The 18886-nt window shown below is 74.1% G+C and carries 18 protein-coding genes, 1 tRNA gene and 3 pseudogenes; 7 read left to right on the forward strand and 15 right to left on the reverse strand.

What is annotated here, in order from left to right; all coding sequences use genetic code 11:
• Positions 1–82: 82 nt before the first annotated feature.
• The 9 genes and pseudogenes from FKD65_RS00005 to FKD65_RS46485 all read right to left on the reverse strand — a co-directional run.
• A pseudogene (locus FKD65_RS00005) lies at positions 83–592 on the reverse strand (alpha/beta fold hydrolase); the annotation flags it as partial.
• 18 nt (positions 593–610) lie between these two features.
• Positions 611–1543 carry a metal-dependent hydrolase gene (locus tag FKD65_RS00010; RefSeq protein ID WP_141574953.1) on the reverse strand — a complete coding sequence of 311 codons (933 nt, stop codon included), beginning with the start codon at positions 1541–1543 and terminating at the stop codon, positions 611–613.
• A gap of 162 nt (positions 1544–1705) precedes the next feature.
• A pseudogene (fdhD, locus tag FKD65_RS00015) lies at positions 1706–2519 on the reverse strand (formate dehydrogenase accessory sulfurtransferase FdhD).
• A gap of 58 nt (positions 2520–2577) precedes the next feature.
• Positions 2578–2847 (reverse strand): TRIC cation channel family protein, encoded by a 270-nt coding sequence (locus FKD65_RS46475; protein ID WP_368367192.1) that lies wholly within the window; start codon positions 2845–2847, stop codon positions 2578–2580.
• Positions 2820–3206, reverse strand: coding sequence for a trimeric intracellular cation channel family protein (locus FKD65_RS46480; RefSeq protein WP_368367193.1), 387 nt, complete (start codon positions 3204–3206; stop codon positions 2820–2822). The genes FKD65_RS46475 and FKD65_RS46480 overlap by 28 nt, the downstream gene beginning before the upstream one ends.
• Positions 3203–3394 carry a DUF3099 domain-containing protein gene (locus FKD65_RS00025; RefSeq protein WP_141574955.1) on the reverse strand — a complete coding sequence of 64 codons (192 nt, stop codon included), beginning with the start codon at positions 3392–3394 and terminating at the stop codon, positions 3203–3205. Before FKD65_RS00025 ends, FKD65_RS46480 begins: the two co-directional genes overlap by 4 nt.
• A 63-nt stretch (positions 3395–3457) precedes the next feature.
• Positions 3458–3553, reverse strand: a tRNA-Sec gene (locus tag FKD65_RS00030).
• Between the two features lie 10 nt (positions 3554–3563).
• Positions 3564–4886 (reverse strand): long-chain fatty acid--CoA ligase, encoded by a 1323-nt coding sequence (locus FKD65_RS00035; RefSeq protein WP_368367281.1) that lies wholly within the window; start codon positions 4884–4886, stop codon positions 3564–3566.
• 82 nt (positions 4887–4968) lie between these two features.
• Positions 4969–5406, reverse strand: a pseudogene (locus FKD65_RS46485) (AMP-binding protein); the annotation flags it as partial.
• A 193-nt stretch (positions 5407–5599) separates the two neighbouring features.
• Here FKD65_RS46485 and selD point away from each other — a divergent pair.
• Complete coding sequence (gene selD / locus FKD65_RS00040) at positions 5600–6592, forward strand: selenide, water dikinase SelD (protein ID WP_141574958.1); 993 nt, start codon at positions 5600–5602, stop codon at positions 6590–6592.
• Between the two features lie 387 nt (positions 6593–6979).
• On the opposite strand, the gene FKD65_RS00045 is transcribed toward selD, so the two are convergent.
• Genes FKD65_RS00045 through FKD65_RS45240 form a run of 3 tightly spaced genes read right to left on the reverse strand, consistent with a single transcriptional unit; the run spans position 6980 to position 10463 of the window.
• Complete coding sequence (locus FKD65_RS00045; protein ID WP_141574961.1) at positions 6980–8950, reverse strand: propionyl-CoA synthetase; 1971 nt, start codon at positions 8948–8950, stop codon at positions 6980–6982.
• Positions 8951–8994: 44 nt separating this feature from the next.
• On the reverse strand, positions 8995–10113 hold the full coding sequence (locus FKD65_RS00050) for an MFS transporter (RefSeq protein WP_240809902.1): 1119 nt from the start codon (positions 10111–10113) through the stop codon (positions 8995–8997).
• Positions 10080–10463, reverse strand: coding sequence for an MFS transporter (locus FKD65_RS45240; protein ID WP_240809903.1), 384 nt, complete (start codon positions 10461–10463; stop codon positions 10080–10082). The genes FKD65_RS00050 and FKD65_RS45240 overlap by 34 nt, the downstream gene beginning before the upstream one ends.
• Positions 10464–10656: 193 nt before the next feature.
• Between FKD65_RS45240 and FKD65_RS00055 the strand changes: the two genes are divergently transcribed.
• The 3 genes from FKD65_RS00055 (at position 10657) to FKD65_RS00065 (ending at position 14476) form a co-directional block, all read left to right on the forward strand.
• Positions 10657–11265, forward strand: coding sequence for a hypothetical protein (locus FKD65_RS00055; RefSeq protein WP_141574964.1), 609 nt, complete (start codon positions 10657–10659; stop codon positions 11263–11265).
• A 203-nt stretch (positions 11266–11468) separates the two neighbouring features.
• Positions 11469–13247: a GTP-binding protein gene (locus FKD65_RS46490; RefSeq protein ID WP_368367194.1), complete on the forward strand. Its 1779-nt coding sequence runs from the start codon at positions 11469–11471 to the stop codon at positions 13245–13247.
• 35 nt (positions 13248–13282) lie between these two features.
• Positions 13283–14476: an RtcB family protein gene (locus tag FKD65_RS00065; protein ID WP_141574966.1), complete on the forward strand. Its 1194-nt coding sequence runs from the start codon at positions 13283–13285 to the stop codon at positions 14474–14476.
• Positions 14477–14529: 53 nt separating this feature from the next.
• Here FKD65_RS00065 and FKD65_RS00070 read toward each other — a convergent pair whose 3' ends face one another.
• Both FKD65_RS00070 and FKD65_RS00075 read right to left on the reverse strand, forming a co-directional pair.
• Positions 14530–15324 carry a hypothetical protein gene (locus FKD65_RS00070; RefSeq protein WP_141574968.1) on the reverse strand — a complete coding sequence of 265 codons (795 nt, stop codon included), beginning with the start codon at positions 15322–15324 and terminating at the stop codon, positions 14530–14532.
• 284 nt (positions 15325–15608) lie between these two features.
• The gene (locus tag FKD65_RS00075) at positions 15609–16421 is read right to left on the reverse strand and encodes an alpha/beta hydrolase (protein ID WP_141574970.1); all 813 of its coding nucleotides are present in this window, start codon (positions 16419–16421) and stop codon (positions 15609–15611) included.
• Positions 16422–16528: 107 nt separating this feature from the next.
• On the opposite strand from FKD65_RS00075, the gene moaA reads away from it, so the two are divergent.
• Genes moaA through FKD65_RS00090 form a run of 3 tightly spaced genes read left to right on the forward strand, consistent with a single transcriptional unit; the run spans position 16529 to position 18447 of the window.
• Positions 16529–17518, forward strand: a complete 990-nt coding sequence (moaA, locus tag FKD65_RS00080; RefSeq protein ID WP_240809896.1) for a GTP 3',8-cyclase MoaA — start codon at positions 16529–16531, stop codon at positions 17516–17518.
• Between the two features lie 4 nt (positions 17519–17522).
• The gene (locus FKD65_RS00085; RefSeq protein WP_141574974.1) at positions 17523–18089 is read left to right on the forward strand and encodes a molybdenum cofactor guanylyltransferase; all 567 of its coding nucleotides are present in this window, start codon (positions 17523–17525) and stop codon (positions 18087–18089) included.
• Between the two features lie 49 nt (positions 18090–18138).
• Positions 18139–18447, forward strand: a complete 309-nt coding sequence (locus tag FKD65_RS00090; protein ID WP_168220893.1) for a DUF6457 domain-containing protein — start codon at positions 18139–18141, stop codon at positions 18445–18447.
• On the opposite strand, the gene FKD65_RS00095 is transcribed toward FKD65_RS00090, so the two are convergent.
• A complete protein-coding gene (locus FKD65_RS00095; protein WP_141574977.1) occupies positions 18444–18686 on the reverse strand; it encodes a hypothetical protein in 243 nt (80 codons plus the stop codon). The two genes, FKD65_RS00090 and FKD65_RS00095, sit on opposite strands and share 4 nt — an antisense overlap.
• Between the last annotated feature and the right edge of the window lie 200 nt (positions 18687–18886).

Consider the following 18886-nt stretch of genomic DNA (forward strand, 5'->3'; position numbering starts at 1 on the left):
CCTGCCCGGCCGCCCGCCGCAGGTTGCCCGGGGTGGGGCGCGCCAGGTTCCGGCGCGTCCAGTGCGCGACGTGGTCCAGGCACGGCCCGGAGATCGAGGTGAACGAGGCGAAGCGGTCCTGCATGGTGCAGACCGCCTCCCACGACTGGATCGAGCCCCAGTCGTGCCCGACGAGGTGCACCCTGCGCTCGGGCGCGGTCGCGTCCAGCACCGCCTGCATGTCGGCCATCAGGTACTCGAACGTGTAGCGTCTGCGCCCGAACGGACGGGACGAGGCGCCGCGCCCGCGCACGTCGTACCGGACGACGTGGAACCGCTCGGCGAGCCGCGCGGCCACCTCGTCCCAGACCGCGTGGGTGTCGGGGTAGCCGTGGACCAGCAGGACGGTCGGGCGCGACCGGTCGCCCTGCTCGTAGACGGCGAGGTCGACGCCGTCGCCGCGGACGCGCCGCCGGATGGCGGGTGGGGCGGGGTGTTTCATGCGGTCGTCTCCCGTCGGGCCCACCGGGGAGCGCCCCTCCAGGCGCCCCTTGACCGGTCCGCCGCCGATGGTCTGGAGGAACCGTACACCGAATGAGAATCCCACGCGCATCGGTGGAATCCCGTGCTTCTAGTACGGGTCGTAGCCCCCGGCCTTCGCGGCGGGCGACTGCATGAGGTACTCCAGAGCGCGGGGCGTGGAGCACACCTTCGACGGGTGGTGGTCCGGCCTGAGGTAGACCGGCGCCTCGCCGAGCAGGAGACGGAAGATGCCGGGCACGTGGCCGAGCCGGACGGAGCGCCGGTAGGACCGGTAGACGCGCAGCGGGCTCACCCGCCCCTTGATCGTCGGGTCCTGCTTGAGCAGGTAGAGCGAACCGCCGATCAGCGCCCAGTACAGGAAGAACAGCGACACCACCCACGCGGCGACGCGGGTCGGGTACCGGCCGCCCACGGCCTTGTAGACGTCGAACACCACCGAGCGGTGCTCGACCTCCTCGGCGCCGTGCCAGCGCAGCAGGTCCAGCATCGTCGGGTCGACGCCGGCCTTGTCGAGCCGGTCGTTGTCCATGATCCACTGGCCGAGGACGGCGGTGTAGTGCTCGATCGAGGCGACCGCGGCCAGCTCGAAGCGCAGCCGCCGCCGCCACGCCCGCGGGTTGCGCTCCTTCAGCGCCGCCATCTGCGCGGGGCGCTCGGCGTTCCCCCGCCCCGCCGCGTCAGTGATCTTGGAGACGTCGATCCCGTTGCGCTCCAGAATCTGGTCGAGCACGCCCTGGTGGGAGCGGGCGTGCACCATCTCCTGCCCGATGAAGCCCTTGATCTCCTCCAGCAGCCGCTCGTCGCGGATGTGCGGGCGGGCGTCCTTGACGCACTGGATGAACCACTTCTCGCCCTCGGGCAGGACGATGTGGAAGGAGTTGATGATGTGGGTGGCGACCGGGTCGTTCGGGACCCAGTGCAGCGGAGTCCGCGACCAGTCGAAGGAGACGCGCCGCGGCTTGATCGGCGGGTGGCGCTCGTCGATGGGCGCCGCTCCGCCGCTCACCTGGGGCCTCGTCATTCGGTCCTCGCCTTCCACGCGTCCGGGCGCCGGGCGCGGCGAGCCCCCGCCGCCGCGTTGGTCATTGGCAGAGCAGTCAACTCCTGCCGGACCCGCGGTTTCTTGAGGGCAACCCAACAAGTTACCGCTCGGTTTTCGATCCTTTATGACAAACGGCCCCGATCAGAGGGCGATACGCTCCGCCCCGGTGTAGACGTTCATGTTCTCGCCGCGCAGGAAGCCCACGAGCGTCATCCCGGCGTCCTCGGCGAGGTCCACCGCCAGCGAGGACGGCGCCGACACCGCCGCCAGCACCGGGACGCCCGCCGTCATCGCCTTCTGGGTCAGCTCGAACGACGCGCGCCCGCTCACCATGAGGACCGTCCCGGCCAGCGGCAGCCTCTCCTGCCGCAGCGCGCCCAGCCGATCACCTTGTCGACGGCGTTGTGCCGGCCGACGTCCTCCGCACGGCCAGGAGCCCGCCGTCCGCGTCGAAGAGCCCGGCGGCGTGCAGGCCGCCCGTCCGGTCGAAAACACGCTGCGCCCCGCGCAGCCGCTCGGGCATCGTCGCCAGCACGGCAGGGGTCAGCCGCACCGGGTCCGCGGCCACCTCGTAGGGCCGGTCGGAGCGCAGTGCCTCGATGCTCGCCTTCCCGCAGACCCCGCAGGCGCTGGTGGTGGTGAACGCCCGCGTCATGGAGTCGTCGGGCGGTGTAACGCCCGGGGACAGCACGACGTCGAGCGTGTTCTGCTCCTCGGTGTCCGCGCAGTACCGCATCGTCGCGATGTCGGCGGCCCGGGCGACCACGCCCTCGGCCGCCAGGAAGCCGGCGACGAGGTCGAAGTCGTGCCCCGGGGTGCGCATCGTGATCGTGAGCGGCTTGCCGGCGACGCGTATCTCCAGCGGCTCCTCCGCCGCGAGCGTGTCGGGCCGCCGCACCGGCGCGCCGGACGCGCTCAGCCGCAGTACGGGCCTGCGCACGGTGATCCGCCCCATGAACGTTGACGGTACCCCGACGACCCGCCGCAAACGAAGGGCGCGGGCTCCGCGCGGGTCAGTCCGGTACTCCGCGGGGGCGGGGGGCCCGCCACCCCTGGCGCATGGCGAGGACGCGGAGCCCGAACGCCATCGCGGCGGCGCCCGCGGTGACGGCTCCGCCGTGCAGGCCGGCGGCGTCTGCCGCGGCGGTCGCGGCGGCGCCGAGCAGCGCGGGGACCGCGTACAGCTGCCGGTCGTAGAGCACCGCGGGGATCCGCCCGGCCAGCACGTCGCGCAGGATGCCGCCGCCGACCGCCGTCACGATCCCGAGGAGCACCGCGTGCACCGGCGAGAGCCCGTACGCGAGCGCCTTGACCGTCCCGGTGGCGCAGAACAGCCCGAGCCCGCGGCGGCGTCGAACAGCAGCACCGCGGGCAGCAGCCGCGTCACCTGCGGATGCCAGAAGAACACCAGCGCCGAGGCCGCCAACGGGACCAGCACGTAACCGAGGTCGGTGAAGGCCGCCGGCGGGACGGCCCCGATGAGCAGGTCGCGCAGGATCCCGCCGCCGAGCGCGGTGATCTCCGCCAGCACCACCATCCCGACGACGTCCAGCCGCTGCCGGACGGCCGCGAGGGCCCCCGAGACCGCGAAGACGAAGATCCCGGCGAGGTCGAGCAGCCAGGCGACACCCTGGCCGCTCAATCGCGCCGGTCCCGGCGGTCGATGTTCCAGTTCGCCACGATCGCGGCGAACGGGGGGATCACCAGCGCGACCACCGTCATCGCGATCGCGGCCGTGTGCGAGTACAGCCGCACCACCGCCCAGGCCAGCACGAACAGGGTGAGGCAGGTCCCCATCATGATCCCGTAGGCCAGCTTGCGACGCCTCATGCCCTCACGTTACGCCGCGCCCGAACCGGCTCGCCCCGCCCCCGCCCCCGCCTGGGGGCGGGGTGGCGGAGGCGTACGGGAATCGAACCCGCCGTCCCGAGATCCTCGGGACCGTCGGCTTTGAAGGCCGGGGAGGCCACCAGGCGCTCACACGCCTCCGGCGGTGATCTTAGCCGGTGTACAGGGCGTCGATGTCGGCGGCGTACTTGGTGTGCACGACGCGGCGCTTGAGCTTGAGGGTCGGGGTGAGCTCCTCGCTCTCGGCGGTCCACTCGGCGGTGAGCAGCCGCCACCTCTTGACCTGCTGGACGCGGGCGAGCCGGGCGTTGGCGTCCTCGACCGCCCGGGCGACCTCCTCCAGGACGAGGGGGTGGTCGGCGAGGGCGGCGAGGTCGGTGGCCTCGATCCCGTGGGCCGCCGCCCAGACGGGCGCGACCTCGCCGTCGAGGGTGATGAGGGCGATGACGTAGGGGCGGCGGTCGCCGAAGGCGAGGGCCTGGCCGATGAGCGGGTGCTCCTTGAGGCGGTTCTCGACCAGGGACGGCGCGATGTTCTCGCCGCCCGCGGTGATGATCAGCTCCTTCTTGCGGTCGACGACGGTGAGGAAGCCGTCGCCGTCGAGGCGGCCGACGTCACCGGTGTGCACCCAGCCGTCCGAGTCGATCAGGTCCGCGGTGGCGTCGGGCCGGTCCAGGTATCCGGGGGTGCACGTGGCCCCGCGGACGAGGATCTCGCCGTCGTCGGCGAGCTTCAGTTCGACGCCGGGGAAGGGGCGCCCCACGGTGCCGAGCTTGAACGAGTCGGCCAGGTTGGCGGTGATGGCGCCCGTCGTCTCCGTCATCCCGTAGGCGTCGAAGATCTTCAGGCCGAGGCCGGCGAAGAACCGGGCCACCTCGACGGGCAGCGGCGCGGCGGCGCTGGACGCCTGGAGGACCCGGTCCAGGCCGAGCAGGGCGCGCATGGGGGTGAGGACGGCCTGGTCGGCGCGCTCGAAGGCCTCGGCGATCTCGGGGGTGAGCGTGCCCCCGTGCTCCTGCGCCGTCACGTAGGCGCGGCCCGCGTCGAGGGCGGCGGCGACCGCCCGCTTCTTCGCCTCGTCCCGCTCGGCCGACAGCACGGCCTGGATGCCGGCCATGATCTTCTCCCAGACGCGCGGGACGCCGAAGAAGGAGTGCGGCCGGACCGCGCCGAGGACCGACGTCAGCTGGGCCGGGTCGGGGCAGAAATGGACGTGCGAGGCCAGCCGGACCGGCAGGTAGTAGCTGAGCACGCGGTCGGCGATGTGGGCGAACGGCAGGTAGGAGATCCCGGCGGGGTGCTCGGGCAGGACCGAGCTGCGCTCGACCATCTCGGCCTCGTGCAGCACCATCGAGTGCGTGATCAGGACGCCCTTGGGGTCGCCGGTGGTGCCGGAGGTGTAGAGCAGGGTGACGGTGTCCTCGGGCCTGACCGCCTGCCAGCGCCGGTCGATCGCGAGCGGGTCGGCGGCCAGCTCCCGGCGGCCGAGCTCGGTGAGGGGCGTCCCAGCTGAGGAAGCGGTCGCCTGGCGGGCACGCCTTGGCGTTCACCACGATGATCTTGCGGAGGCCGGGCAGGCGGTCCAGGGCGGGCAGCCAGCGGCCCAGCTGGTCGATGCCGTCCAGTACGGCGTACTTCGCCGAGCAGTGGCCGGCCACGAAGGCGACCTGGTCGGGCGCGAGCGTCGCGTACACGGTGGTGGGGACCCCGCCGGCGTGCACCGCGCCGAGGTCGGCCAGGACGTGCTCGGAGCGGTTCGGCATCATCAGCGCGACGACGTCGCCGGCCTCCAGGCCGAGCGCGGCGAACCCGGCCGCCGTCTCCAGCGCGCGGGTCCTCGTCTCCGCCCAGGTGAGGGTCTGCCACTCGCCGTCGATCCGGTCGGAATAGGCGGGCCTGCCCCCGTGCCGTTCGGCGGTCGCGGCGAGGGCGGTGCAGATCGTCTGCCCCGCGACGGCCCGGTCGAGGTCGGCCCGCTGTTCCTGGATCCCCATGTCGCCCCTCGTGGTCGTTGGTCACCGAAGTAAGTGATGACTTGCAGAGGGGAGATCGCATCATGCCGAACAGGGTTCGGACAAGGGGGTGGAGGCTTTTCCGTGCTGGTCGCGGGACCGGTCGCCGATCGGTGACCGAGTGCATACCGTCCGTTTGTTGATCATTTGAGGTAGTTGTGCGTTAAATTCTGCGGTGACCCGACTCGCCCCGGTGGCCCGCCTGACGCAGTACGCGCGCGGCGGCGGCTCGTGCAAGATCCCGCCGGGGGAGCTGGAGCGGATCGTGGCCGGCCTCACCGGCGGGGACGACGCGCTCCTGGTCGGCGGTCCCGACGGCGACGACGCCGCCGTGCTGCGGATCGAGGGCGGCCGGGCCGTGGTGTCGGCCGCCGACTTCTTCACCCCCGTCGTCGTCGACGACGCCTACGACTGGGGCCGCATCGCGGCCGCGAACGCGCTCTCGCACGTGTACGCCGTCGGGGGAGTGCCGCTGATGGCCCTCAACCTGCTCGGCTGGCCCGCCGACGCGCTGCCCGCCGAGCTGGCCCGCGAGGTGCTGCGCGGCGGGCGGGACACGGCGGCCCTCGCCGGCGTCGCGATCGCCGGCGGCCACACCATCGACGACCCCGAGCCCAAGTACGGCCTCGCGGTCACCGGGATCGCCGACCCGGACCGGCTGCTGCGGCTGGACGCGGGCCGCCCCGGCGTCCCGCTCACGCTGACCAAGCCGCTCGGCCTCGGCGTCCTGAACGCGCGGCACAAGGCGACCGGCGAGGTGTTCGCGCACGCGGTCGCGGCCATGACGGAGCTGAACGCGGCGGCTGGCCTGGCCGCCCTCGAGCGCGGCGCCGCCTGCGCCACCGACGTCGCCGGACCCGGGCTGCTCGGCCACCTGTACAAGCTGGCTCGGGCGAGCGGCGTCACCGCCGTCGTGGACGCCTCCGCCGTCCCCTACCTGGACGGCGCGCGCGCCGCGGTGCGGGACGGGTTCGTCCCCGGCGGCACCCGCCGCAACCTCAGGTGGGTCTCCCCGCACACCGACTTCCGCCGGATCGCCGAGGAGGAGCGCCTCCTGCTCGCCGACGCCCAGACCTCCGGCGGGCTGCTGGTCGCCGGGGAGATCCCCGGCGCCCCCGTCATCGGGGAGCTCGTCGGCCGGCAGCGGTACACCCTCGTCATCCGCTAGCCGCCCGCGCCGCCCCGTGTCGCCGATCAAGGTCGCGGGTAGGTCCCCGGCTGGCCTCATGGGGACGGGGGGAGGCGAGGCGACGCATGACCATCGGCGGGATCGTGGCCGCCGTCGTCCTGGGCGCGGCCATCGGAGTCCTGAGCCGGTTCGTGCTGGCGGGCCGCAAGCGCGTGCCGGCATGGCTGCTGGCCACGGTCGGCGTCGTCGCGGCGTTCGCCGGGACGGGCCTGGTCCACTTGTCCGACCTCGGCGACGGCGGCTGGAACGTGTGGGAGGCGCTGTTCCAGTCCGCCCTTCCGGTGGCCGCCATCCTCCTGGTGGCGGCGTTCTGGCCCGAGCGCGGGGCCGCGACGCGCGACACGGCCGCCGCCCCCCTGAAGAGCCCTAGGGCCGGCGCAGCACCGGGCGCAGGCCGTCCAGGACCTCGGGGTCCTCGATCGTGGACGGGACCGGCACCTCCTGCCCGTCGGCGATGCCCCGCATCACGCCCCGCAGGATCTTGCCCGACCGCGTCTTCGGCAGCGCGGGCACGACGGAGATCTCCTTGAGCGCGGCCACCGGCCCGACCTGCTCGCGGACCATCGCGACCAGCTCGGCGCACACCTCCGAGGGCTCGGCCAGGACCCCGCTCTTGAGCACGACGAGCCCGCGCGGCACCTGCCCCTTCAGCGCGTCCTGGACGCCGATGACCGCGCACTCCGCGACGGCCGGATGGGCGGAGATGACCTCCTCCATCGTCCCGGTGGACAGCCGGTGCCCGGCGACGTTGATCACGTCGTCGGTGCGGCCCATCACCCACACGTAGCCGTCCTCGTCGATGTGCCCGCCGTCGCCGGTCAGGTAGTGGCCGGGGTGCTTGGTCAGGTACGACTCGACGAACCGCTCGTCGTCCTGCCACAGCGTGGGCAGCGTGCCCGGCGGCAGCGGCAGCCGGATCGCGATGTCGCCGTCGGCGCCCGGCGGGACGGGCGACCCGTCCGGGCCGAGCACCCGCACGTCGTACCCGGGCACCGGCACCGAGGGGGACCCCGCCTTGACCGGCATCGGCTCCAGCCCGCGCAGGTTCGCCACGATCGGCCAGCCGGTCTCGGTCTGCCACCAGTGGTCGATCACCGGCCGCTCCAGGACCCGCGAGGCCCACCGGTAGGTGTCGGGGTCGAGGCGCTCGCCGGCGAGGAACAGCGTGTCCAGGGCGGACAGGTCGTGCCCGGCGAGCAGCGCGCCCTCGGGGTCCTCCTTCTTGATCGCCCGGATCGCGGTCGGCGCGGTGAACAGCGCCTTGACACGGTGCTGCGCGGCGACGCGCCAGAACGCGCCCGCGTCCGGCGTCCCCACCGGCTTGCCCTCGTACAGCACGGTCGTGCAGCCGGTGAGCAGCGGCGCGTAGACGATGTAGGAGTGCCCGACGACCCAGCCGACGTCGGACGCCGCCCAGAAGACGTCGCCCGGCCCCACGTCGAAGACGTTCTCCATCGACCAGCGCAGCGCCACCGCGTGCCCGCCGTTGTCCCGGACGACGCCCTTCGGCCGCCCGGTCGTGCCCGAGGTGTAGAGGATGTAGAGCGGGTCGGTGGCGGCGACGGGAACGCACCCGGCGGGCTCTGCGGCCGCGACGGCCTCGTCCCACTCCACGTCCCGCGGCCGGACGAGGTCGGCGTGCAGCTGCTCGCGCTGGCGGATCACGCACCGCTCGACCTTGTGCCGGGCGAGCTCCAGCGCCCGGTCCAGCAGCGGCTTGTAGGGGACGACACGGCCGGCCTCGATGCCGCAGGACGCCGACACGACCGCCTTCGGGCGGGCGTCGTCGATGCGGACGGCCAGCTCGCGCGCCGCGAACCCGCCGAAGACCACCGAGTGCACCGCCCCGAGCCGGGCGCACGCCAGCATCGCGATGACGGCCTCGGGCACCATCGGCAGGTAGATCACCACGCGGTCGCCGCGCTCGACGCCCTGCGCGCGCAGGGCTCCGGCGAACCGCGCGACGAGCTCGGTCAGCTCCCGGTAGGTGTAGGTCCGCACGGTCCCGGTGACGGGGCTGTCGTAGATCAGCGCGGCCTGCTCGCCGCGCCCCTCCTCGACATGGCGGTCCAGGGCGTTGTCGCAGGTGTTGAGCTCACCGCCGGTGAACCAGCGGTAGAAGGGCGGGGCCCCGTCGTCCAGCACCCGGTCGGGCGGGACGAGCCACCGCACGTCCCGCGCCGCCAGCCCCCAGAAGCGGGTCGGATCGGCGATGCTGCGTTCGTACGCGGCCGCGTAGGCGCCCATGTCGTCCTCCCGGTGACGGGTCCTGGCCCGGATCTGCGCGGAGGCCCGGACCGGCGTCTCCGCGATTCGGGCCGCACCCCTATAGGGCATGGCGCGGGGCCGGTTCGTCAAGGGCCCGCGCCGCCGCCGGAGGTCTACCCGGGGTGGCGGAGGGCGTGCGCGACGGCGATGAGGGCGGCCAGGGCGGCGCCCGCCGAGACGATCCAGAAGCACAGCTCGTAGGCGCCGAGGCCGGGCGCGCCGGTGCCCGCGGCGGCCCGTCCGGCCAGGATCGACGCGGTGACGGCGCCCGCGACGCTGCCGCCCGTGGTCCGCACGAGGGAGTTGATCCCGCTGGCGATCCCGCTCTGGTCCATCGGGACGTGCCGGACGGCGAGGGTGCCGAGCGCCGCGTAGGCGATCCCGAACCCGATGCCCTGGATGGCGCTGAAGGCGAGCATGTCGTACACGTGCGTGTTCGACACCGCGAGCCACGCGTAGCAGAGCCCGGCGAACGCCGACCCGATCGCGAGGGTGTGGGCGGGGCCGAGCCGGGCGGCGATCCGCCCGGCCATCGCCGAGAAGACCAGCATCGTCACGGTGCTCGGCAGCATGTAGAGCCCGACGTCCAGCACCGAGCCGCCGAGGCCGTACCCGACCTCCTCCGGCCGCGCCTGCACGAAGCCCGCGATGAGCGTGAACGCGGCGAACATCGAGAAGCCGAGCAGCGCCGAGACGACGTTGGCCGACAGCGACCGGGCGCCGACGAGCAGGTTCAGCCGCACCATGGGCGCGCGGACCCTCCGTTCGACCGCGACCCACACCGCGCACAGCGCGGCCGCGGCGCCGAACAGGCCGAGGACCCCGGCGGACGCCCAGCCCCACGCGTTGCCCTGGCTGATGGCGAGCAGCAGGCACACCAGCCAGCAGGCGAGCAGCGCCGCGCCCGGCAGGTCGGGCCGGCCCCCGGCGCGGACGCCGACGTCGCGCGCCGTGGCGGCGACCAGCACCAGCCCGGCCGCCGCCAGCGCGGCGGCGATCCAGAAGACCGGGTGGTGGCTCGGTGTCCGGGCGGCGATCAGCCCGGTCACGATCATGCCCGCGCTGCCGCCGACGCCCATGGTGGCGCTGACGATGCCGATCGCCGTGGTGACCCGCTCGGGCGGGAACGTGTCGCGGATCATGCCGATGGCGAGGGGGATCATCGCCACCGAGACGCCCTGCAGGGCGCGTCCGGCGATCAGCACCGGCAGCGTGCCGGAGACCGCGCACACACCGCCGAGCCCGCCAGCAGCAGCACCAGGGCCAGCAGGATCATCCGCTTCTTGCCGTACATGTCGCCGAACCGCGTGAGCAGCGGGGTGGCGACGGCGCCGGCCAGCAGGGACGCGGTGAACACCCATGTCACGTCGGTGATGGGGGCGTCGAAGCGGGCCATGAGCTGCGGCAGCAGCGGCAGCACGAGCGTCTGCTGCACCGAGACGACCATCCCCGCCACGGAGAGCGCGAGCAGCGTGGGGCCAGTGTGCCGTGCGGCCGGGGCGCCGGCTCCGGGGACCACCGCGGCGCGCGCCTCGCGCACCGCCGGGACCCCTGTCCCTCGAGCCGCCGGGGCGCCGGTCATGCGAACCTCCCGCATCGGCCGGTCGCCGGAGCCCGGCGCACGGCATGTACTTACTTAACCTAAGTAAGTGTAGAGCGGGGGAATCACCCCGCGACGCCCCGGTACGGCCCGACGCGCCCCCTATCCTGGTCGGGCACGGAGCCCGGGAGGCGCGCGTGATGACAGGGTCAGCCGTGAAGTCCAGACCGTCGACTTGCGGCGGCTCCACCTGTCCCGCCTCTGGGCCACGCCGCTGCCGCCCGGGTGCCGGCCGGGCGAGCGGCCGGCGGTCGCGGACGGTCTCGCCGCCGACCTCGCCACGCTGCTGCCGGAGCCGCTGCACACCGCGCTCGGACCCGTTATGCGCGAGATCACCGAACGCTACGCGAGCGTGTTGACCACGGAAGCCTGGCCCGAATTCCTCAGCGCCTGGCAGACCGGGCGGCACACGGTAGGGCTGCTGGCCGGCACCGGCTGCGCCGACCCGGAACCGCTCACGGCGGCCCTCCTGGCCGCCTGCGGCACGGCCCCCGCCGACACTCTCGTCGACGACGGCTCCCCGCTGTGGCGGTCCCCGGCCGGCGCCCATGCGAGGACGGCGCGCCCCGCCGAGCCCGAGACGGACACCCCCGAGGCCTCGGCAAGGGCCGAGCGCCTCGCCGCGGCCCCCGCGCCGGTGCGCGCCCTGGTCTTCGCCAACGCGTGGGCTCGGCGACAAGCCGAGACGGAACGGTTCGGCAGCACACCGCCCGCCCGCACCCGCGAACTCGACGCGTTGGCGCCCCTTGTCCGCGACCTCCCGGCCCTCCGCCGGTTCGCCTGAGCCAGGGGGAGGGCCGGGGCCCCACCGTCCGGGGCGGTGTCGCGCGGCGAACCGGCCGCGCCCGCGCGTCGCGGTTTGCCCCTGGCCCCGGCCTCCATAGGGTTGCCTTTCGTGGACCTTCGTCTGCGCAACCCCCGCACCGCCATCCCCCGCACGGCCGGCCCTCGCGCGGCCATCGGCGTTCAGGCCCGGAAAGGACGCTGATGCAGGTCGTCACCACCGCCGGTCACGGTGGGCACGGCAAGTCGGTGCTCGTGCGCGCCCTCACCGGCAGCGAGCCCGGCGAACCGGGCGCCTGGACGGAGCTGCCCTCGGGCCGCCGCGTCGCGTTCGTCGACGCCCCGGGGGGCGAGCGGTCCGTCCCGGAGATGCTCGCCGGGGCGGCGCCCGCGTCCGCGGTCCTGCTCGCCGTCGCGGCCGACGAGGGGTGGATGCCGCAGACGCGCGAGCACCTGGAGGCGCTCGGCGCGCTCGGCGCCCGGTTCGGCGTCGTCGCGGTCACCAAGGCCGACGCCGCCGACCCGAAGCCCGCGCTGCGCCAGATCCGCGAGCGGCTCGCCGGGAGCGCGCTGGGGGGCGCGGAGGCCGTCGCGGTCAGCGCCGAGACCGGCGCCGGGATGGCCGAGCTGGCCGCCGCGCTCGACCGCCTCGCCGCCCGGCTGCCCGTGCCCGACCCGGACGCCCCGGTGCGGCTGTGGGCCGACCGGGCGTTCACCGCCGGGCGGCAGAGCGTCATCGCCGGCACCCTCACCGCCGGAACGGTCGCGGTGGGCGACGAGCTGCTCCTCATGCCCGCGGGCGAGCGCGTCCGCGTCCGGACGATCGGCTGCGCCGGCGAGCCCCGCGAATCGGTCGGCGGCGTCTCCCGCGTCGTGCTGACCCTGCGCGACGCCGGGCGCGTGGACGCCGGCATGGCCCTGGTCACCCCCGGCGCCTGGACGCACACCACCTGCGTCGACGTCCGCACCCGCTTCGGCGAGGCGTCCGGCAGGCTCGCGCGGCGGATGACGCTGCACGTCGGGTCGGCCGCCGTCCCGGTCCGGCTGCGGCCCCTCGGCCCCGACACCGCGCGCCTGACCCTGAACACCCGGCTCGCCCTGCACCTCGGCGACACCGGGCTCCTGCGCGACCCCGAGCGCCGCTCGATCGCCGGGGTGAGCGTCCTGGACGTCCGGCCGCCGACCCTCGTGCGGCCGGGCGCCGGCGCCGCCCGCGCCCGGGAGCTGGCGTCCTGGCCGGACCGCCCGGACGGCGCCCTCGTCCTGCGGCGGCACGGCGTGCTCCGCAGGTCGGAGCTGTCCGTCATGGGCTGCGCGCCACCGCCGGACGCCGTCGCCCTGAACGGCGACTGGGTCGCCGACCCGGCGCACTGGCGGTCGCTGTTCGAGCGGCTCGCCGAGGAGACGGCCCGGCACGCCGCGCAGAGCCCGCGCGCCCCCGGGATCCCCCTGGAGACCGTCCGGCTGCGGCTCGGCCTGCCCGCCCGCCAGCTCGTCGCCGCGCTCGTCCGGCCGCCGCTGCGCGTGGACGCCGGGCGGGTCTACGGCCCTGCTCCGGGCCCCGCCCCGGCGCGGGCCGCCGAGCCGTCGCGGGCGGCGGTGGCCGCGGAACCGCCGCCGCCCTGGGCCGAGGCCGTGGAGCGGCTCCGCGCCGAGCTGGCCGAGACCCCCTTCCGGCCGCCCAGCGCCGAGCGCCTCGAGGAGCTGGGCCTCACGGGCGAAATCCTCGCCGGCGCGCAGAACGCGGGCGCCCTCCTGCGGATCGGCGACGCGATCGTGCTGCTCCCCGGCGCCGACCAGGAGGCGCTGCGCGTCCTGTCCGCCCTGCCGCAGCCGTTCACGCCCCGCCCAGGCCGGCGAGGCCCTCGGGACCGGCCGCGACACCGCCGTCGCCCTGCTGCGCCACCTCGACCGCCTCGGCCTGACCGAGCGCCGCCAGGGCGAAAACCGGTTGAACCGGGACGGGTGACTCTGGCGTCATAGATCGCGGTTCGGTTCCGTCGATCAAGGAGAGGGAAATGCCGTACCAGACCCTGAAGGGCGGCCGCGTCCCGATCCGGATGTGGACCGACCCGTCCACCGTCGAGGACCTCGCCCTCGACCAGCTCCGCAACGTCTCCGCCCTGCCGTGGGTGGAGGGCCTCGCGGTGATGCCCGACGTCCACTACGGCAAGGGCGCCACCGTCGGCTCGGTGATCGCGATGAGGGACGCGGTGTCCCCGGCGGCCGTCGGCGTGGACATCGGCTGCGGGATGACCGCCGCGAAGTCCTCGCTCACCGTCGAGGACATGCCCGACGACCTGGCCGGCCTGCGCGGCCGCCTGGAGAGGGCGATCCCCGTCGGGCGCGGCTCCCACAAGACCGCCGTCGACCCGTCCGCGCTGCCCGGCCTGAAGGAGCGCGGCTGGTACGACTTCTGGAAGGCGTTCGAGGACCTGCACCCGGCGGTGCGGTCCCGCCTCGGCCGCGCCCGCTCGCAGATGGGCACGCTCGGCGGGGGCAACCACTTCCTGGAGCTGTGCGCGGACGACGACGGCGCGATCTGGCTCGTCCTGCACTCGGGGTCGCGCAACATCGGCAACGAGCTGGCCGAGCAGCACATCGAGGCCGCCCGCAGGCTCCCGCACAACCAGGACCTGCCGGACAACGACCTCGCCGTGTTCCTGTCCGGCACCGCCAAGATGGACTCCTACCGGCACGACCTGTTCTGGGCGCAGGAGTACGCGCGCCGCAACCGCGCCGTCATGATGGCCCTCGCGCAGAACGTCGTGACGAAGCGGTTCGGGGAGAAGCGCTGCCGGTGGGAGCAGGTCATCTCCTGCCACCACAACTACGTGGCGGAGGAGGAGTACGGCGGCGTCGAGCTGCTCGTCACCCGCAAGGGCGCGATCCGCGCGGGGAGCGGCGACCTCGGGATCATCCCGGGGTCCATGGCGACCGGCACCTACATCGTCCGCGGACTCGGCAACGAGACCGCGTACAACTCGGCCTCGCACGGCGCGGGGCGGAAGATGAGCCGCAACAAGGCGCGCAAGAGCTTCACCGTGGACGACCTGGTCGAGCAGACCCGGGGCGTCGAGTGCCGCAAGGACAGCGGCGTCATCGACGAGATCCCCGGCGCCTACAAGGACCTGGAGACGGTGATCGAGGCCCAGTCCGACCTCGTCGAGGTCGTGGCGCACCTCCGCCAGCTCATCTGCGTCAAGGGCTGAAGGCGCGCGGGCCCGGCGCCCCGCTCAGGCGGGGCGCCGGGCCCGCCGTCCCCCTACATCAGCAGGTCGGACTGGTTGTCGTAGGCGTCCACGTACTCGGCGTGCGTCATGGCGTAGGGCGCGATGTTGAAATAGCACGACCACCGCAGCGGGACGCCGAGCAGGGTGCGCTGGCGGCCCCAGTCGGTGACCGACCGCATCCACTGGACGGACTTGGTGACCGGCCAGGAGGCGTCCACGCCCCATTCGGCGAGCCCCAGGGGGACTCCCAGGGAGTCGGCGAACTGGCACACCCGCCGCGTGCGCACGTCCATCGGAGGGGCGTCCGAGGTGGCGGAGATCTCGCCGATCGGGTACTCGTCGATCCCGATGAAGTCGACCAGGCCCGTGGGCGGCCAGTAGTACTTCAGCGCCGACCGCGAATCGGAGTACGGGAGGTTGCACGAGTAGTTGGTGTAGCAGACCCCCACCTTCACCCCGGCCGAGCGGAACGGCGGTGCCGACCGCTTGTAGAGGTTGATGAAGTCGGGACCGCTCATGTTGTCGACCGGCTCGTGGTAGATGATCACGTCGGCCTTGGCGCCCGTGGTGATGATGTCGTTCGCGAGCGACTGCAGCGTCGCCAGCGGCGTCGACATCGTCGGTTTGATGCTGTAGACGCTCTTGCGCACCCCCAGGTCGTAGCGCATCTGCGAGGTGGCCACCGTGGACGGCGGAGCGCCGTCGTAGCAGCGGCGGACCGGCAGCGGCCGTCCGGTGAGCGTCTCGAACGCGCTGATCGCCTGCTGCCACGTCTGGCCGCTCGTCGGGATGACGGCCGCGCCGACGAGCGGCCAGAGGACCGTCATGACCCGCCTCCCTCGGGTGGGACCGCGCGGTCGCGGTGCCCGGTCGTGGTCGCCCGGTCGTCGATCTGGATCCGGTTCATGTGTACGTCCCCCCTTGAACCAGGAAATGATGTCTTAAAGTAAAGAACTTTTCACGGAGAGTCGCCATGCTTCGGACGGCCTTGTTTGGGTGTCCGCCCTGGTCAGGACTTCGTGGCCGCACCAGGACGAGGTGCGCCCAGAAGGCGAAGCGGGCCGTGCGAGGCGAATCCGCTACCGGCCCTGGCGCGGCGCGGACCGGCGCTTCACGCCTCCGGCAGCACCCGGTCGATGAAGGCGGTGACGTCGGCGAGGACCTCGTCGCGGTTGGTCTCGTTGAAGACCTCGTGGCGGGCGCCGGGGTAGAGGCGCTCGGTGAGGTCGTCCCCGCGGACCGCCTCGATGCCGACGCGGGTGTCCCGCGGGCGTACGAGCTCGTCGGCGTCGCCGTGGACGTAGAAGGTGGGCAGCGCCCCCAGGGAGCCGTGCTCGTCGACGCGGCGGAGGGCGGTGTCGAGGGCCCGGACGGTGGGCTTCCTGAACGGCCCGTGCCAGATCAGCGGATCCTCGGTGTAGGCCTTCCCAACGGCCGGGTCGCGAGAGAGCGTGGCGGTGTCGATCGGCTCGTCCGGCATCTCGTCGAGGGGCAGCAGTTGCTCCACGACGTGCCAGCGGCCGAGGACCGGGCCGGACAGCACCAGCGCGGCGAGGACGCCGCCGTGGAGCTGGGCGTACCGGGTGGCGATCAGGCCGCCCATGGAGTGGCCGATCATGACGACGGGCAGCCCCGGGTGGTCGCCGCGGGCCGCCTCCACGACCGTGTGCAGGTCGGCGACGAGGTCCTCGAAGTCCTCGACCAGCACGCGCTCGCCGGCCGAGCGGCCGTGGCCCAGGTGGTCCGGGCCGCAGACGACGGCCCCGTGCCGCACCAGGACGGCCGCGACGTGGTCGTAGCGCCCGAGGTGCTCGCCGTAGCCGTGCACGAGCACCGCGACGTAGCGCGGCTCGCCGTCCGCCCAGATCCGGGCCGTGACCGCCCCCCGCGTGCCCGCGAACTCCCACTCCCGCGCCGTCGCCACCGCGCCCTCCACAGATCATCGGCGGAAGGCCACCGTCTCCCGCGTGGATCAGTTCGTCAACCACCGGAATAGGCTGGGGAGCCAGACCGCGACAGGAAGGGGTGCCCGTGCTGGTCGACACCTTCGGCCGTACCGCGACGGACCTGCGGGTCTCCCTCACCGACCGCTGCAACCTGCGGTGCTCGTACTGCATGCCGCCCGAGGGGCTGGACTGGCTGCCCAAGCCGGAACTGCTCACCGACGACGAGGTGGCCCGGCTGGTCGGCCTCGCCGTGCGCGACCTCGGCGTGACGGAGGTCCGCTACACCGGCGGCGAGCCGCTGCTGCGGCGCGGCCTCCCGGAGATCGTGCGGCGGACGGCGGAGCAGGCGCCGCGCCCCCAGATCTCGCTGACCACCAACGGGATCGGGCTCGACCGGCTGGCCGCGCCGCTGGCCGAGGCCGGGCTCGACCGCGTGAACGTCTCCCTCGACACCCTCGACCGCGACACGTTCCGGCGCCTCGCGCACCGCGACCGGCTGGGGGACGTGCTGGCGGGGCTGGCGGCCGCGCGGCGCGCGGGGCTCGCCCCCGTCAAGATCAACGCCGTGCTGATGCGCGGGATCAACGACCACGAGGCCGTCCCGCTGCTGCGGTACTGCCTGGAGCACGGCTACCGGCTGCGGTTCATCGAGCAGATGCCGCTGGACGCCCAGCATGGCTGGACCCGCGAGAACATGATCACCGCGGACGAGATCCTGGACCGGCTGTCGGCCAAGTTCGACCTCGCGCCCGACAGCGGGCACGAGCGCGGCAGCGCCCCCGCCGAGTCGTTCCTCGTCGGCGGCGGCCCTGAGACCGTCGGCGTGATCGGCTCGGTGACCCGGCCGTTCTGCGGCGCCTGCGACCGGGTGCGGCTCACCGCCGACGGACAGGTCCGCAACTGCCTGTTCGCCACCGAGGAGTCCAACCTGCGCGACGCGATGCGCGCCGGAGCCGCCGACGCCGAGCTGGCCGACCGCTGGCGCGCGGCGGTGCGGGCCAAGCGCGCCGGGCACGGCATCGACGACCCGTCGTTCCTCCAGCCCGCCCGCCCCATGTCGGCGATCGGCGGCTGAGCCGGTGGGCGCCGGCGCGTCGTTCGACGCCGTGCTGCTCGCGGGCGGGCGCGCGCGGCGGTTCGGCGCCGACAAGCCCGCCGCCCCCGCGGGGGGACGCCCGCTGGTCGAATGGGCGGCGGCCGCCGCGTCCGGGGCGTCCCGGCTCGTCGTGGTGGGGCCGCGCCGCGACGTCCTGCCGGACGCCGTCGTCGTCCGCGAGGACCCGCCGGGCGCCGGGCCGGTGCCCGCGCTGCGCGCCGGGCTCGCCGAGGTCCGCGCGCCCGTCCTGGCGCTGCTGGCCGCCGACCTGCCGTTCCTGCGCCCCGCCCACGTCGCCGCGCTGCTCGAGGCGATGGGGGAGCGGGACGGGGCCGTCCTGGTGGACGAGGACGGCCGCGAGCAGTGGCTCGCCGGGTGCTGGCGCGCGGGCGCCCTGCGGACGGCGCTGGCCGCCTACGAGGGCGCCTCCCTGCGCGGGTTCCTCGGCCCCCTGGATCCGGTGCCGGTGAGGCTGCCGGCCGGCGTCCGTCCGGCGTGGTTCGACTGCGACACCCCCGAGCAGCTGGCCGCGGCCGAGCGACTGCTTTGATCGTGCGAGAGTGGGCAGACCACCGGCACCACGCTCGAAGGGGGAAACCATGTCCGTCCTCGAGGACTGGATCAACGCGGCCTGCCTCGAACTGGGCCTGGAGCGCGGCGAGGTCGACCAGGGCCTGGTGCTCGACCTGGCCCGCGACGTCGCCCACAACGTCGCGCGGCCCGGCGCGCCGGTGACGGCCTACCTGCTCGGCCTCGCGGTCGGCCGCGGCGTGCCCGCGCGCGACGCCGCCGCCCGGCTGACGGAGATGGCCGAGGGCTGGCCGGCCGAGGCGCCCGAGCAGGCCGGGGTCCCCGAGCAGGGCGGGGCTCCCGAGCAGGGCGGCGCGCCGGTCCTCGACGAGGCCTAACCGCGCCCGGCGGGCTCGTCGCGGTCGGCGACCGGCACCACGTCCTTCAGGAAGTCGCGGCGGGACAGGAACGCCGACAGGCTCTCGCGGTGCTCGTCGCAGGCGAGCCAGACCTTCCGCCGGTCCGGCGTGTGGATCTTCGGGTTGTTCCACCGCAGCGCCCACACCGCGTCCGCCCGGCAGCCCTTGGCGGAGCACTGGAGTTCTTCGGGGCCGGTCCCCGAGTCGGAATCGCTCATCAGGGGAATCTATTGCATTGCTGTGTTCAGCAGTGCTCTGCTCCGGACCCGAAGGCACCGTCCCACACCGACCTCAACCACCGCCGCAACCACGCAACAACCTCAATGGTCGCGATCGCGTCCGAAGGCAGGTTCGAGCGAAGCGAGAACCTGATCGCGAAGCGAGCCGCAAGGCGAGACGGAGCGATGCCAGCGATCGC

The sequence above is a fragment of the Actinomadura sp. WMMA1423 genome (assembly GCF_006547145.1).
In the GTDB taxonomy this organism is placed as follows: Bacteria; Actinomycetota; Actinomycetes; order Streptosporangiales; family Streptosporangiaceae; genus Spirillospora.

What these genes read in the sequence shown, in the direction of transcription:
- FKD65_RS00010 (WP_141574953.1), bottom strand. Translation starts at nt 1,543, where the DNA reads ATGACGAGGCCCCAGGTGAGCGGCGGAGCGGCGCCCATCGACGAGCGC.
- FKD65_RS00025 (WP_141574955.1), bottom strand. Translation starts at nt 3,394, where the DNA reads ATGAGGCGTCGCAAGCTGGCCTACGGGATCATGATGGGGACCTGCCTC.
- FKD65_RS00045 (WP_141574961.1), bottom strand. Translation starts at nt 8,950, where the DNA reads ATGCCCTATAGGGGTGCGGCCCGAATCGCGGAGACGCCGGTCCGGGCC.
- FKD65_RS45240 (WP_240809903.1), bottom strand. Translation starts at nt 10,463, where the DNA reads ATGACCGGCGCCCCGGCGGCTCGAGGGACAGGGGTCCCGGCGGTGCGC.
- FKD65_RS46490 (WP_368367194.1), top strand. Translation starts at nt 11,469, where the DNA reads ATGCAGGTCGTCACCACCGCCGGTCACGGTGGGCACGGCAAGTCGGTG.
- FKD65_RS00065 (WP_141574966.1), top strand. Translation starts at nt 13,283, where the DNA reads ATGCCGTACCAGACCCTGAAGGGCGGCCGCGTCCCGATCCGGATGTGG.
- FKD65_RS00070 (WP_141574968.1), bottom strand. Translation starts at nt 15,324, where the DNA reads ATGACGGTCCTCTGGCCGCTCGTCGGCGCGGCCGTCATCCCGACGAGC.
- FKD65_RS00090 (WP_168220893.1), top strand. Translation starts at nt 18,139, where the DNA reads ATGTCCGTCCTCGAGGACTGGATCAACGCGGCCTGCCTCGAACTGGGC.
- FKD65_RS00095 (WP_141574977.1), bottom strand. Translation starts at nt 18,686, where the DNA reads ATGAGCGATTCCGACTCGGGGACCGGCCCCGAAGAACTCCAGTGCTCC.